The organism is Gemmiger formicilis (genome assembly GCF_900167555.1).
Taxonomy (GTDB): Bacteria; Bacillota; Clostridia; order Oscillospirales; family Ruminococcaceae; genus Gemmiger; species Gemmiger formicilis.
On the sequence record NZ_FUYF01000004.1, the window covers coordinates 74,016 to 88,272 of the forward strand.

General features: G+C 59.8%; 12 protein-coding genes, 1 tRNA gene and 1 pseudogene. 8 read left to right on the forward strand and 6 right to left on the reverse strand.

Going from position 1 to position 14,257, the window contains the following annotated elements; genetic code table 11:
* Positions 1-209: 209 nt before the first annotated feature.
* Positions 210-301 (reverse strand) — tRNA-Ser (locus B5D32_RS04930).
* A gap of 234 nt (positions 302-535) precedes the next feature.
* Here B5D32_RS04930 and B5D32_RS04935 point away from each other — a divergent pair.
* The gene (locus B5D32_RS04935) at positions 536-1,732 is read left to right on the forward strand and encodes a cation:proton antiporter (RefSeq protein WP_078783992.1); all 1,197 of its coding nucleotides are present in this window, start codon (positions 536-538) and stop codon (positions 1,730-1,732) included.
* A 112-nt stretch (positions 1,733-1,844) separates the two neighbouring features.
* Here B5D32_RS04935 and udk read toward each other — a convergent pair whose 3' ends face one another.
* The 5 genes from udk to B5D32_RS04960 all read right to left on the reverse strand — a co-directional run bounded on the left by udk (position 1,845) and on the right by B5D32_RS04960 (position 6,265).
* Entirely contained in the window at positions 1,845-2,474 is a 630-nt protein-coding gene (udk, locus tag B5D32_RS04940; protein WP_078783993.1) for a uridine kinase, read from the reverse strand.
* A gap of 12 nt (positions 2,475-2,486) precedes the next feature.
* Complete coding sequence (locus B5D32_RS04945) at positions 2,487-2,966, reverse strand: deoxycytidylate deaminase (RefSeq protein ID WP_078783994.1); 480 nt, start codon at positions 2,964-2,966, stop codon at positions 2,487-2,489.
* A gap of 30 nt (positions 2,967-2,996) precedes the next feature.
* Entirely contained in the window at positions 2,997-3,272 is a 276-nt protein-coding gene (locus B5D32_RS04950) for a sporulation transcriptional regulator SpoIIID (RefSeq protein ID WP_078783995.1), read from the reverse strand.
* A 61-nt stretch (positions 3,273-3,333) separates the two neighbouring features.
* The gene (locus tag B5D32_RS04955; RefSeq protein ID WP_078783996.1) at positions 3,334-5,208 is read right to left on the reverse strand and encodes a hypothetical protein; all 1,875 of its coding nucleotides are present in this window, start codon (positions 5,206-5,208) and stop codon (positions 3,334-3,336) included.
* A gap of 142 nt (positions 5,209-5,350) precedes the next feature.
* Positions 5,351-6,265, reverse strand: a complete 915-nt coding sequence (locus B5D32_RS04960) for a radical SAM protein (RefSeq protein WP_078783997.1) — start codon at positions 6,263-6,265, stop codon at positions 5,351-5,353.
* Between the two features lie 106 nt (positions 6,266-6,371).
* Between B5D32_RS04960 and deoD the strand changes: the two genes are divergently transcribed.
* The 7 genes and pseudogenes from deoD (at position 6,372) to B5D32_RS04995 (ending at position 14,198) form a co-directional block, all read left to right on the forward strand.
* The gene (gene deoD, locus B5D32_RS04965; protein ID WP_078783998.1) at positions 6,372-7,103 is read left to right on the forward strand and encodes a purine-nucleoside phosphorylase; all 732 of its coding nucleotides are present in this window, start codon (positions 6,372-6,374) and stop codon (positions 7,101-7,103) included.
* A 2-nt stretch (positions 7,104-7,105) separates the two neighbouring features.
* Positions 7,106-7,525, forward strand: coding sequence for a cytidine deaminase (locus B5D32_RS04970; protein WP_078783999.1), 420 nt, complete (start codon positions 7,106-7,108; stop codon positions 7,523-7,525).
* A gap of 344 nt (positions 7,526-7,869) precedes the next feature.
* A complete protein-coding gene (locus B5D32_RS04975; RefSeq protein ID WP_078784000.1) occupies positions 7,870-9,033 on the forward strand; it encodes a BMP family ABC transporter substrate-binding protein in 1,164 nt (387 codons plus the stop codon).
* A 212-nt stretch (positions 9,034-9,245) separates the two neighbouring features.
* Positions 9,246-10,376, forward strand: coding sequence for a BMP family lipoprotein (locus B5D32_RS04980; RefSeq protein ID WP_078784001.1), 1,131 nt, complete (start codon positions 9,246-9,248; stop codon positions 10,374-10,376).
* Positions 10,377-10,583: 207 nt separating this feature from the next.
* A pseudogene (locus tag B5D32_RS04985) lies at positions 10,584-12,097 on the forward strand (ABC transporter ATP-binding protein).
* Positions 12,094-13,209: an ABC transporter permease gene (locus B5D32_RS04990; protein WP_078784002.1), complete on the forward strand. Its 1,116-nt coding sequence runs from the start codon at positions 12,094-12,096 to the stop codon at positions 13,207-13,209. Before B5D32_RS04985 ends, B5D32_RS04990 begins: the two are co-directional and overlap by 4 nt.
* Positions 13,206-14,198, forward strand: coding sequence for an ABC transporter permease (locus B5D32_RS04995; RefSeq protein WP_078784003.1), 993 nt, complete (start codon positions 13,206-13,208; stop codon positions 14,196-14,198). Before B5D32_RS04990 ends, B5D32_RS04995 begins: the two co-directional genes overlap by 4 nt.
* Positions 14,199-14,257 lie beyond the last annotated feature (59 nt).

Sequence of the window (14,257 nt, forward strand, 5' to 3'; positions counted from 1 at the left end):
AGAAATATCCTCAGGCAGGGGAGAAAGCATTTCGTGTTTTGAGATAATAATTAGGGTAATACCGCATAATTCCCGCCTAACGGCTCCAGCACCGCACTGGCGGCTGCGGTATTGCTCTATAAAATGCGCTTCAAAAATGACTCGTCGATTTTGCCATTTTTGCGCTATACAACAAAAACAGCCCATGACATCTTTTTGTCATGGGCTTATGGCGGAAAGAAAGGGATTCGAACCCTTGAGGGCTTTAGGGGCCCTACACGATTTCCAGTCGTGCGCCTTAGACCAGCTCAGCCATCTTTCCACATATTCAGTTGCGCAGCGCCTGACTGCATGAGCTATTATAGCAATACAAACTTCAAATGTCAAGCTTTATTTTGCATTTTTTTGCAAAAAAATCTGCGATGGGCAAGGTGTATGCAAAACGTGCGTGCAAACTGCATATTTTGCACGTTTTGTCCTCTTGCAAACGGCGGCGCAAGGTGCTAAAACTATAGAGGTATGAAACATCTAACAAGAGGTAAGGAGAGGATATTTCATGTATTCCGTGTTCCGTGACCTGGCGATCATCATTTTGAGCGCAAAGTTCTTTGCGCTGGTCGCCCGCAAATGCAAGGCCCCGCAGGTCGTGGGCGAAATCATTGCCGGCCTGATCATCGGACCGTGCCTGTTGAACCTGGTGCAGACCAGCGACGCCATCTCGATTTTTGCGGAAATCGGTGTGGTGCTGCTGATGTTCTCCACCGGTCTTGGCACGAACCTGAAGGAGCTGATGCGCGCAGGCCCCATTGCGACGCTGATCGCCTGCGTCGGCGTCTTTGTGCCGCTGGTAGGCGGTACACTGCTGTATAGCGCATTCTACGGCTTTGCGGCGGTGGGCAGCCCGGAGTTCTACCGTGCGCTGTTCATCGGCACCATCATGACGGCGACGAGTGTCTCCATCACGGTGGCGACGCTGCAGGAGCTGGGCCATCTGAAAAGCTTCCTTGGTACGACCATCGTCAGTGCGGCAGTCATTGATGACGTCATCGGCATCATCGTGCTGACCTGCGTGCTGGGCGCCAGCTCGGGTGAGGGTACCGGCATCGGCGGCGTGCTCATCCAGACCGTGCTGTTTTTCCTCGTCGCCATCGGCGTCGGCGTCGTCATCCACTTTGCCATGAAATGGCTTGACAAGCGCAACCCCCACACCCAGCGCATCACCATCGTCAGCATGGCGTTCTGCTTTGCCATGGCCTACATTGCCGAGCAGTACTTCGGCATTGCCGACATCACCGGCGCGTACATTGCAGGCATCGTGCTCTGTGCGATGGACGACGCCCCCTATGTGGAGCGCCGCGTTGACATCAGCAACTATGTCATCTTTGCACCGGTGTTCTTCGCCTCCATCGGCTTAAAGACCGACATCAGCGGCCTGACGCCGGAGATTTTGCTGTTCTGCATCTGCTTCGTCATCGTTGCGCTGCTGACCAAGATCATCGGCTGCGGTCTGGCCGCGAAAATCTGCCGCTTCAACTGGGGCGATTCCCTCAAGGTCGGCGTCGGCATGATGACCCGCGGCGAGGTCGCGCTGATCGTTGCCCAGAAGGGCCTGGAGGTCGGCGTTGTGGACCCCGTGTATTTCACGGCGGTCATCCTGCTCATCGTGGTCTCGTCCGTTGCGACGCCGCTGGCGCTGAAGGCTCTGTTCACGAAAATGCCGCCCGTGCCGCATCCGAGCCAAACGAAAGCGTAAAATCACGTGTAAAATGCTTTGTAGGGGTCGATGCTCGCATCCGCCCCTACAACCAACCCGCTATAACAAAAAATCCGGCAGACGTTTTTAAAGGCGTCCGCCGGATTTGTTTTTATTCCGCCTCTACTGCGTGAAGGTGATTATCCACCCATTTGATCAGCAGCTCCAGCGCCACCAGGTTATGCCCGCCCTCGGGGACGATCAGGTCGGCCTTGCGCTTGCTCGGCTCGACGAACTGCTCGTGCATCGGTTTGACAGTGGTCAGGTACTGGTTGACAACGCTGTCCAGCGTGCGCCCGCGCTCCTTGACGTCGCGGACGATGCGGCGCAGGATGCGCACATCGGCGTCGGTGTCCACAAAGACCTTCATGTCCATTAAGTCGCACAGCTCGGGGGAGTCAAAAATCAGGATTCCCTCCACGATAATGACCGGCGCGGGCTGCACGGTCACAGTCTTGTCGCTGCGGTTGTGGATGGTGTAGTCGTAGACCGGCACCTGTACGGGGTGGCCTGCGCGCAGCTCCCGCAGGTGGGCGACCATCAGCGGCGTGTCAAAGCTGTCCGGGTGGTCGTAGTTGAGCTTGCAGCGCTCCTCGTAGGGCAGCTCGTCGTGGCGCTTGTAGTAGCTGTCGTGGTTGAGAACGCTGACCTCGTTCGCACCAAAATGGTCCCGCAGCTTTTCGGTCAGGGTGGTCTTGCCGCTGCCGGTGCCGCCCGCAATGCCGATAATGATGGTTTTCATGTTCATAGCTCCTTATACATCCAATTTGATCTCGCGCCCCGTCGGCTGATACGCGCGGTATTTGACGCCGGTCATGTTGAACATGCGGCGGCTGGCGATGCTGGCATGGGTGTCGTGGTATTTGTCCGATAGATAGATCAGTTCTTTGATACCGCTCTGGATGATGGCCTTGGCACATTCATTGCAGGGAAAAAGCGTCACATACATCCGGGAGCCGCGCAGATCATGGTTCGGGCTGTTCAGGATAGCGTTCAGCTCCGAGTGGCAGACATACATATATTTTGTGTCAAGGTCGCTGCCTTCGCGCTCCCAAGGCATATCGTCGTCATTGCAGCCGATGGGCATGCCGTTGTAGCCCAGGGACAAAATTTTGTTTTCCGGGCTGACGATGCAGGCGCCGACCTGGCTGTTGTTGTCTTTGGACCGCATGGCCGAGAGCAGGGCAATGCCCATAAAGTATTCATCCCAGCTGATGTAATCCTGACGTTTCATAGGTACACCGTCCTTTATTTTTTTACTCTATTATACTGTGCCGCCGTGCGCCGCGCAAGATGCTGTATGCAAATATTTGCGCCGTGTGGCCTCGCCGCCGCGCAGATGACGCTCGGCCTTGTTCCTCTGTACGACGGCCTGCACCTCGGCCCAAAGGCCCGGGTTCTGGCGGCGCAGGCGGTGCTGGTCCTTCCAGATCGTGGATTTGCTCACGCCGAATACGGCAGCCGCCGCGCGCACGGTAGCACCGCTTTCCACAATATACCGTCCCACCGCCGCGGCGCGCTCCTCAGGGTCGCCCTTCATAGCCTGACCTCCTCGCATAGAATTTCCTGTCAAATCCTATGTGAAGGAGGGCGGGAGTATGCTACTTTATCTTATACACGCGGCACGCCGCATTTTCATACCATACGTCATACCTTGCCGCATACCAGCTCTCATCCGCCGCAAATTTCGCGTACACACTGCTGTCAAACACGGCGTACCCGATGTCCCACGCGGCCAGCGTGTCCTCGTCCGGCGTCTCATACAGCGCCCGCATGGCGTTGTACTCGGCAGAATAGTCCATACCGTGATAGTAGACATAGCTGCCCGACCCGCAGAGTATCCGCCGCCCGGCCAGCGCAAACACCGGTGTTACATGGCTGTCACTCGTCAAAAACAGCGCGTCGCTCCCGGCGTTTTCGTCGATGTGATCCGCCAGCGCCATATCGTCCGCGCTCCACTGCCGGTAGTCGCTGAGCGCCTCGCGGCCTACGGTCAGCACACTGCCGAACATGCCCGCAAAGCAGCATGCCGCCAGCCCCAGCGCCCGCCAGGGCAGGGCGCGTACCTCTGCAAAAATATCCACAAGCAGCTGTGCAGCCAAAATACAGCCCAGAATATGCCAGACATAGAGCAGCTTGTTGTTGTCGTAATTGTTCGGCTGGAACACGACGAACTCCGCCAGCGCCAGGATCGCCAGCCCGCCGCCGTACAGCCACCGCTGCTTTGGCCTGGCGCGGAGAAACGCAGGGATCAGCAAAAGATACACAAGGCCGATGTTTTTGATGTAGAACCAGAAATAATTGTCCCGCAGCGTGCCGTCGTCCTGACCGTTGATCCAGTTGAAGTGCAGCCGCAGCATGTGCTGGCCGTCGAGGCTCTGCGCCAGCACCGTCGGCAGCATCTGGCACAGCCACGCCGCGCCGCAGACCGCCGCCAGCCCCAGCCAGGGCAGCAGCGTCTTTCGCCGCGGGCCCTGCGCCAGTGTGTAGACGCCGCCGACGAGGCAGAGCAGCACGAGCGCCAGCGCACTGTGGGTGTGCAGCAGCGGCAGGGGCAGCACCAGCGCGGCCAGCCACGGCCAGAGGCGGCGCTCGCCCTCATAGCAGAACCGCCACAGAAGATAGACGGCGGGCAGCAGCACGCACCAGCCGAACAGCGTCGCCCGCTGGGGGATAAGCAGATCCACAATCGGATTGACCCACTCGATGTTTTTCTCCACAAAATTCGTCGGCGTTGTGTAAAACCCCGTGAAAATGCCCGCAAAGCTGTCGGCAGAGCCGAGAAAGTACGCAAACCCAAGCCCGCTGCCCATAAAAAACAGGTAAAACGCCAGGCACGCCTTGCCGACGCTGTCGGTCACGCGCCGCGCCAGTTGCCAGAACATGCCGTACACCGACAAAAACGCGGGCAGCATCGGCAGCAGATACGCCGTGCGCAGGTCGGCCCCCAGCACCACAAAAACGCTGGAGACCGTCTCGCACAAAAACGGATAGCCGAACCGGTGTGTGCCGCCCAGCAGGGGATAGCGGGGCAGAAATTCACCGCTCTGTGCGATATATTTGATGAACCCGAGGTGCATCGGCATATCGCCGTAGCAGCTCTGGCCTGTGTGGTACGCGCCGTCCACCAGATGCAGAACGTGGGTGTGCAGCAGATACAGCGTGATGAGCACTACCGGCAGCAGGCACGCCCACAGGGCCCCGCTGTCGGGGTCCTTCGCCATGCCGCGCAGCCGCGTGCCGCGGTACAAAAGCGCTGCCCCGATGCCCGTCGCGGCCGCTGCCGCCAGCGCGACGGCGGGCAGTGTAAAGCCCAGTACCACCGCAAACAGTGCAGGCAGCACGGCCAGCAGCGACACGCCGAACCCGCAGCCCAGCGGCACGATCACCGCCGCCGATCCGTCCGGCACCGCCCGCCGGGCCGACAGCAGACCGACGGAGAGAAACAGGGAAAGATAGAAAACGGAAAATAACATGAAGAACCTCACAATTCCTAAGGCCCCTTCGCTTGCGAGGGGGCTCCGCCCGCAGGCGGTGGGGGAGCGGCAGCCTGCGGCCACCCTCCCTCCGGCCCTTCGGGCCACCTCCCCCGCAAGCGGAGGAGGCTTTTGGGTGAGCTTACACCCCCTCCAAATCAAACGGCGGTGTATACTCCTCCCGGGCACTGCTCTTTTCCTGCATATACCCGTCGGTCAGCCCCAGCTGCACGGCCTCGTCGATGACCTGCCGGTACTCATAGGTCGTGATCCGCCGCCCGAGGCCGTGCTCTGCCGCCTTATAAAAGGGTGTAAACTGGCTCATTAAGCTGGGGATAAATTCTATGCCCGTTTCCTCCCGCAGCGCTGCCAGCCGCCGCAGCACGGCCTTGCTGTCTGCCACGTGGCCGGGCAGGGCCAGATGCCGCACAATGACGCCCTTCTGCAAATACCCGTCCGCGTCGTACACCGGTGCGCCGGTCTGCAAAAGCATCTGCCGCAGCGCTGCGTCCGCCACGGCAGGGTAGTCCCGCGCGGCGGAAAGCTCCGCTGCCAGCGCACCGTCCGCGTACTTGTAATCCGCCAGCCAGATGTCCACATACCCGGCCAGCGCCCTGACGGCGTCCACCGTCTCATACCCGCCCGTGTTGTAGACGACGGGCAGGGAAAAGCCCTGCGCCCGCGCGGCATCCAGCGCGGCAGTGACCCACGGCAGATACTGCGATGCCGTGACGAGGTTTACGTTTTTCGCCCCGCCGTTCTGCAAATTCATAAAAATCTCGGTCAGCCGCTCCACAGAAATCGCCTTGCCGACCTCGCCCTGACTGATCGGGTAATTCTGGCAATAGCAGCATTTCAGCGTGCAGCCGCTGAAAAATACCGTGCCGCTCCCGGTTTCGGCGTTCGGGTCGCCGCTCAGGCACGGCTCCTCCCAGTGGTGCAGGGCGGCGCGGGCCACACGCAGGGTGTTGTCTGCCCCGCAAAAGCCGCGCTGTCCTGCGGCGCGGTCCGCCCCGCAGGCCCGGGGGCAAAGGGTGCAGTGATGGGGTATCTGCATGATAAAATGCCTCTTTCACAAAATTTCTTGCTTTTAGTTTACCACAAACGGCGAAAGTGTGGTATACTGTATCTACCAATATTACAAAATAAAGGAGAGTGCTTTTATGTCTACCCCTCATAACCGCGCTGAAAACGGCGATTTCGCCAAGACAGTCCTGATGCCCGGCGACCCGCTGCGCGCTAAATTCATTGCCGAGACCTTCCTCGAGGACCCGCGCCTTGTCACCGACGTCCGCGGTATGTACGGCTACACGGGCACCTATCAGGGCCGCCCCATCAGCGTGATGGGCAGCGGCATGGGCATGCCGTCCATCGGCATTTATTCCTACGAGCTGTACACCCAGTACGGCGTCGAGAACATCATCCGCATCGGCTCCGCCGGCTCCTACACCGACAAGGCAAAACTGTTTGACGTGGTGCTGGCCACGGGTGCCTACTCCGAGAGCAACTACGCCGTGACCCAGAGCGGCGACACCGACGACATCCAGACGCCGAGCGCCGCGCTGAACGATGCCCTGCGTGCCAGCGCCAAGGCTGCTGGTATTCCGCTGATCGAGGGCAATATCCATTCCTCCGACGTGTTCTACCGCCAGCCCAGCGACGCGAAGCCGACCTACTGGGAAAAACTGCGCGACGAAAAGGGCTGCCTGGCCGTCGAGATGGAGAGCTTTGCGCTGTTCCACAACGCCAGGGTCCTGGGCAAGCGCGCCGCCTGCCTGTTGACGATCTCCGACAGCTTTGTTTCACCGGAGATCACGACTGCCGAGCAGCGCCAGACCAGCTTCACTGCCATGATGAAGGTCGCGCTGGGCGTTGACGCATTTCTGGAGAAGTGAGCATGGAAAAGGCTGAGATTCAGGCGCTCATCCGCGAGGCGTTCGCCGCGCAGAAGTTCGCCTATGTACCGTACTCCCACTTCCACGTGGGCGCGGCGCTGCGCGGCAAAAACGGACAGGTGTTCCGGGGCTGCAATATTGAGAACGCGAGCTACACCCCCACGAACTGCGCCGAGCGCACGGCTCTGTTCAAGGCCGTCAGCGAGGGCGTGCGCGAGTTTGACGCCATCGCCATCGTCGGCAGCAAGGTGGGGGAGACGAATACCCTCGTCACCGGCCCGTGCGGCGTCTGCCGTCAGGCGCTCTATGAGTTCGGCGGCCCCGAATTGACCGTCATCATGGCCAGGAGTGAGGACGATTACATCGTCACGACCCTCGGCGACCTGCTGCCCTACGGCTTCGGCCCGGCAAATCTGGAGTAAAGGCAACACCGCATAATTCCCGCCTTACGGCTTAAGCACCGCTCCGGCGGCTGCGGCACGGCATCTGCGTTGCCAAAATGCTCGATAATACACAAAGTATTATCTGCGCTTTTGGCTTAGCAGCTGCCGCACCTCGCTCGCCGTATCGGCACTTAGAATTATGCGGTATTGCCTAAAATTACTTTCTTTGGCTCCCCTTGAGGGGAGCTCCCGCCGCAGCGGGTGAGGGGTGGCTTGGTGCCGCACGATTTACGCGGAGTCTCCCGCCCACCCCTCCGGCCCTGCGGGGCCACCTCCCCTCAAGGGGAGGCTTTTTCAGAAAACCAAAGGAGTTCCCTTACCACATGAAGAAATTCTTAGCACTGCTTCTGACGCTGGCGCTGCTGGCCGGGCTGACCGCCTGCAAGGATACGGAGGCTGCCAGCACCGCGCAGGAGCAGCACACTGTAACCGCCCCGACGAACGACGCGACCTTTGTCTACCAGCCCGATGACCCGGCGGCCACGCTGCCCGGCGGAGAGTCCGTCGTGCTGGTGACCGGCCCCGGCGGCACGGAATCCGGCGAGGATGCCATGCTGTGGCAGGGCATACAGACGTTCGCCAACACGTACGGCTATACCGCTGACGCCCAGACTGCCGCGGGCAACACCGCAGACGAGGCCGAGGCCGCCCTGCGCGCTGCCGCCGAGAGCGGCGCAAAGCTCGTGGTCTGCCGCGGCGACACCATGGGCGCGGCGCTCTACCGCATGCAGGAAAACTACCCTGACGTCCACTACCTGCTGTTTGACAGCGAGCCCCACAGTGACGATTATAGCGCTTACAATACGGCCAGCCTTGTCCATTGCGTCCTTTTTCAGGAGGAACAGGCCGGGTATCTGGCCGGGTACGCCGCTGTGACCGATGGCTACACCACGCTCGGCTTCATCGGCGCGCGGGAGATACCGGGCATTGTGCGGTACTGCACCGGCTTTCTGCAGGGCGCGGAGGCCGCTGCCGAGCTGCAGGGCGAGTATGTCACCCTGCAGACCTGGTTCACCGATACCTATGAGAATAACGACGCCATTACCCAGCGGATGATCGACTGGTATAATAACGGTACGTCGCTTATTATGGTCAGCGGCGGCAACCTGTACGAGGGTGTGTCCGACGCCGTCAACCAGACCGGCGGCAAGGCGATCACGACGGATTACGACAACACAGAGCTGGGGGACCGCGTGCTGGGCAGCGCCATCAAGTGCTACAACGCTGCCGTGCAGCGTCAGCTGTATACCTTCTTTGCGGCGGGCACCTGGAATGGCCAGACCGGCGGCCAGACCGAGAAGGCCGGCTTCACGAACGGTGAAGTCGCGCTGGTGGCCGGGGCGCCCTGGCGGTTTGACAGCTTCACGCAGGACGACTACCGTACGCTGTATGAGGATCTGCGCACCAGCGTCCTGAAGATGGATGCCTACTCGGATCTGGATACGCTGCCGGAAACCCCGAACGTCACGGTGAACCGCCTGCTGTAACCCCCCGCTTGGCCCCCTCTGTGAGAGGGTTCCGCCCCTGCGGGGCACCTCCCTCGCCGAGAGAGGCAGGAGGCTGCGCTTTGTTATGCTTTTGTAATGTTTTTTACGCTGTTTTGTCATTGAATTAACAGCGCAAATGCGGTATACTGAAAGCAAAGCGGCAGGGAACCGCCCTGCTGCGCAATTGAAAACAACCTAAGGAGATCAAAACCATGAAAAAGTTTCTCGCTTTTGTAATGGCTGCCAGCATGGCGCTCTCTCTGGCTGCCTGCGGCGGTTCTTCCGCCAGCACCGCCACGAGCACCACGACGGAGGCTACCTCTGAGGCTGCCGCTTCCACCTCCGGCAGCAAGACCGATGTCGCCTTTGTTACCGACGTCGGCAACATCGATGACCAGTCCTTCAACCAGTACACCTGGCAGGGCGTGCAGGATTTCTGCTCTGCAAACAGCCTGAACGCCAACTACTACCGTCCCACCGAGGACTCCGACGCCGCCCGTCTGGAGCAGATGGACAACGCTGTCAACGACGGTGCTAAGTCCATCGTCGTCGCCGGCTACCTGTTCGGCAATGCCATCGCCGAGGCTCAGGAGAAGTACCCCGATGTCCAGTTCCTGGCTCTGGACGTTTCCGCCAGCGACCTGGGCGACAAGGCTCCCACCGCCAACACCGCTCTGATCACCTATAAAGAGGAGCAGGCCGGCTACCTGGCCGGTTATGCCGCTGTCTATGACGGCTACAAGGAGCTGGGCTTCCTGGGCGGCATGGCTGTCCCCGCAGTTATCCGCTACGGCTACGGCTTCGTGCAGGGCGCTGACGCCGCTGCCAAGGAGATCGGCGCTACGGATGTCAACATCAAGTACTGGTACTCTGGCGGCTTCGCAGCTACCGATGAGGTCAAGAACAAGATGGACGGCTGGTACTCCGAGGGTACCGAGGTCGTCTTTGCCTGCGGCGGTCCCGTCTGCCAGAGCTGCGACGCTGCTGCGCAGGCCAACGGCGGCAAGATGATCGGCGTTGACGTTGACCAGTCCGGTCAGTTCGACACCGTCGTCACCTCCGCTATGAAGGGCCTGGCCGAGTCCGTGAACGAGGCTCTGACCGATGCCCTGAACAACGGCTGGAAGTTCAGCGAGACCTACTCCGGCAAGGAGACCAAGCTCGGCGCTGCCGAGAACTGCGTCGGCCTGCCGATGAGCACCTCCAAGTTCACCAAGTTCACCCAGGAGCAGTACGATTCCATGTACGCCTCCATCGTGGACGGCACCCTGGCCATCGACGACAGCTATGACGCCGATGTCAAGCCCGCGGTCACCACCATCACGGTTGACTACCAGAGCTGATAAGGCTTTAAAAGTATGATTTTTAACCACCCTGCGCACCTCGCGCAGGGTGGTTTTTGTTCTGTTTTGCCAAATTTCGGCTACTTTTTGTGCAGATTCTATTGTACATGGCGTGATTTTTCTGTATAATATAGTGTAAGAATTTGTGTACAAGCCCGTACACATTGAAAGGGAGTGCAACGATTGGCAGATAATTATGTCATCGAAATGCTGCACATTACCAAGGAGTTCCCCGGCATCAAAGCCAACGACGACATCACCCTGCAGCTGCGTAAGGGTGAGATCCACGCCCTGCTGGGCGAAAACGGCGCCGGTAAATCCACCTTGATGAGTGTGCTGTTCGGCCTGTATCAGCCGGAGCAGGGTACGATACGGAAAAACGGACAGGAGGTCAAGATCAACAACCCGAACGATGCCAACGCACTGGGCATCGGCATGGTGCACCAGCATTTCAAGCTGGTGGAGTGCTTCACGGTGCTCGACAACATCATCCTGGGTGTTGAGGACACAAAGCACGGCTTTTTGCAGAAGGACGAGGCCCGCAAAAAGGTCATGGCCCTGAGCGAAAAGTACGGTCTGAAGGTCGACCCGGACGCGCTGGTCAGCGACATCTCCGTCGGCATGCAGCAGCGTGTCGAGATCCTGAAAATGCTCTACCGCGACAATGAAATTTTGATTTTCGACGAACCCACGGCGGTTCTGACCCCGCAGGAAATCGACGAGCTCATGGACATCATGCGCGGCTTCAAGGCCGAGGGCAAGAGCATCCTGTTCATCACCCACAAGCTCAACGAGATCATGGCGGTCTCTGACCGCTGCTCTGTCCTGCGCAAGGGCAGGTATATCGGCACCGTTGACTCAAGGACACCACGAAAGAGGAACTGTCCAAGATGATGGTTGGCCGCGACGTGCAGTTTGCCGTCGATAAGAAGCCCTGCGAGGTCGGCAAGCCGATCCTGGAGGTCGAGGACCTCGTCGTGCCGAGCAAGGTCCACAAGAACAATGCCGTCCGCGGCGTCAGCTTCAACGTCCGCGCAGGCGAGATCGTCTGCGTTGCCGGTATCGACGGCAACGGCCAGAGCGAGCTGATCTACGGTATTACGGGCCTCGAAAAGCCCACGTCCGGTACCATCAGACTCGAGGGCAGGGACATCACGAATGCCCCCATCCGCGAGCGCAGCAAGGCCGGTATGAGCCACATCCCGGAGGACCGCCACAAGCACGGTCTGGTGCTGGATTACACGCTGGCCGACAACATGGTTTTGCAGCGTTACTGGCAGCCGGAGTTCCAGAATCACGGCTTTATTAAAAAGAACGCCGTATTGCAGTACGCCGAGCGCCTGATAAAGCAATACGATGTCCGCAGCGGCCAGGGCCCTGCGACGATTGCCCGTAGCATGTCCGGCGGCAACCAGCAGAAGGCTATCATCGCCCGCGAGGTCGATAAGGACCCGCAGCTGCTCGTTGCCGTGCAGCCCACCCGCGGCCTTGACGTCGGCGCGATCGAGTATATCCATAAGCAGATCGTGGCCGAGCGCGACAAGGGCCGTGCGGTCCTGCTCGTCAGCCTGGAGCTGGACGAGGTCATGAACCTGTCTGACCGCATCCTCGTGATTTACGAGGGCGAGATCGTCGGCGAATTCGACCCGAAAAAGACCACTGTCGAGGAACTGGGCCTGTATATGGCCGGTGCCAAAAAGCAAGGGGAGGCGAAAGCATGAGCAAACAGAATAAACAGCCGCTTCTGCAGCGTCCCGCCGTTGTAGGGGTCCTGGCCAGCCTTTTGTCCATCGTCGTCGGTCTGGTGCTGGGCTTTGTACTGCTGGTCCTGCTGAATCCCGGCGCCGCCGTGGGCGGCATGAGAGCTATGCTGGCCACCGGCTTTTCCAACATGGACAAGCTCGGTAAGGTGCTGTACCAGGCGGCACCCCTGATGATGTGCGGCCTGTCCGTCGGCTTTGCGTTCAAGACGGGCCTGTTCAACATTGGTGCGTCCGGCCAGTACACGATGGGCGCTTTCTTCTCGCTGCTGTGCGCCATTCAATTCCAGATGCCGTGGTACGTCTGCCTGCTGGCGGGCGCTGTCGGCGGTGCGATCTGGGGCATTTTCCCGGGCCTGTTCAAGGCGTATTTCAACGTCAATGAGGTCATCACCGCCATCATGTTCAACTGGATCGGCATGTATCTCGTCAATCTGCTGCTGGCCAACATGCCCAATATGCTGGCCTCCGGCTGGGGCGCGTCTAACTCGGACCGCACTGCCGCGCTGAACGTTGCAAACCCCGGTGCGATCCTGCCCAGGGGGCCGTTTGCGGCACTGTTCGGCAACTCGAGCTGGATCAATATTTCCATCGTCATCACGATTATTTTTGCCATCCTCGTCTGGGTCATCCTGCAAAAGACGACCTTTGGCTATGAGCTGAAGGCCTGCGGCCTGAGCCGCGACGCTGCCCAGTACGCGGGCATCAACTCCAAGCGCAACATCGTGCTGTCCATGGTCATCTCCGGCGCGCTGTCCGGCATCGGCGGCGGCATCTACTACCTGGCCGGTACGGGCCAATACGTGCTGGAAAAATCCATCCTCGGCATGGGCTTCAACGGCATCCCTGTCGCCCTGCTGGCCAGCTCCAACCCCATCGGCACGATTTTTGCGTCGCTCTTTATCAGCTATATCCAGGTCGGCGGTGCCGCCATGCAGCCCGCCTACTCGTCCGAGACCATTGACATCGTCATTGCCGTCATCATCTATCTGGCGGCCTTTGCCCTGCTGATGCGCGGCATCATTACCAAGGCGGTCTCCGGCCATAAGGGAAAGGAAGGTGCTGCAAAATGATGATCGCTGCCAACATTATCAGTATGACCATTTTGTTCGCAGTGCCGCTGCTGCTCGTCGCCATGGGCGGCATGTTCAGTGAGCATTCCGGCGTCATCAACATCGCACTTGAGGGCATGATGATCATTGGCGCGCTGTTCGCCTGCTTTACGCTGCAGGGCCTGGACCAGAGCGGCTTCGGTCCCGCACATCCGCAGCTGTCGATGTTCATTGCCATTCTGGTGGCGGGCGTCACCGGCATGATTTTTTCGCTGTTGCTGGGCTTTGCGGCCATCAACCTGAAGGCCGACCAGACCATCGGCGGCACGGCGCTGAACCAGTTTGCGCCCGCCTTCGCCGTCGTCATGACCTGGGCCATCCAGGGCCAGGGCCTGACCACGATCTTCATTCCCAACTGGGTGCGCATCACCCGCGATACCTTCGGCCTCGCCCCGGTGGACGGCCCCAGCTTCTGGAACAACCTGATCTTCAAGTACTTCTACCTGACGACCCCCGTTGCCATCGTCCTGTTCATCGCGGCCTACATCGTCATGTACAAGACCCGCTTCGGTCTGCGGCTGCGCGCCTGCGGTGAGCATCCCCAGGCGGCGGACTCCGTCGGCATCAACGTCTACAAGATGCGCTACGCCGGTGTGTTGATCTCCGGCTTCCTGGGCGGCGTCGGCGGCCTGGCCTACACGCTGGCAGCCGGCTCCGGCTTCAACTCCGACGTCGGTGGCTACGGCTTCCTGGCGCTGGCCGTTATGATCTTCGGCAACTGGAAACCGCTGCCGATCCTCGGCGCGTCGCTGTTCTTCGCGCTGTTCAAGGTCATTGCTGCGCTGAACGCCACGCTGACCTTCCTGCCGAAGTTTGAGGGCGTCAAGGAAATTTCGAACTTCTACCAGATGCTGCCGTATATCGTCACGATGATCGTGCTGATCTTCACCTCCAAGAACTCCCAGGCCCCGAAGGCCGAGGGCATTCCCTACGACAAGGGCAGCCGTTAATCACAAATCACAGCAGGCCGCCCGGTATCCCAGCCGGGCGGCCTGCCTTTTACAAGGAG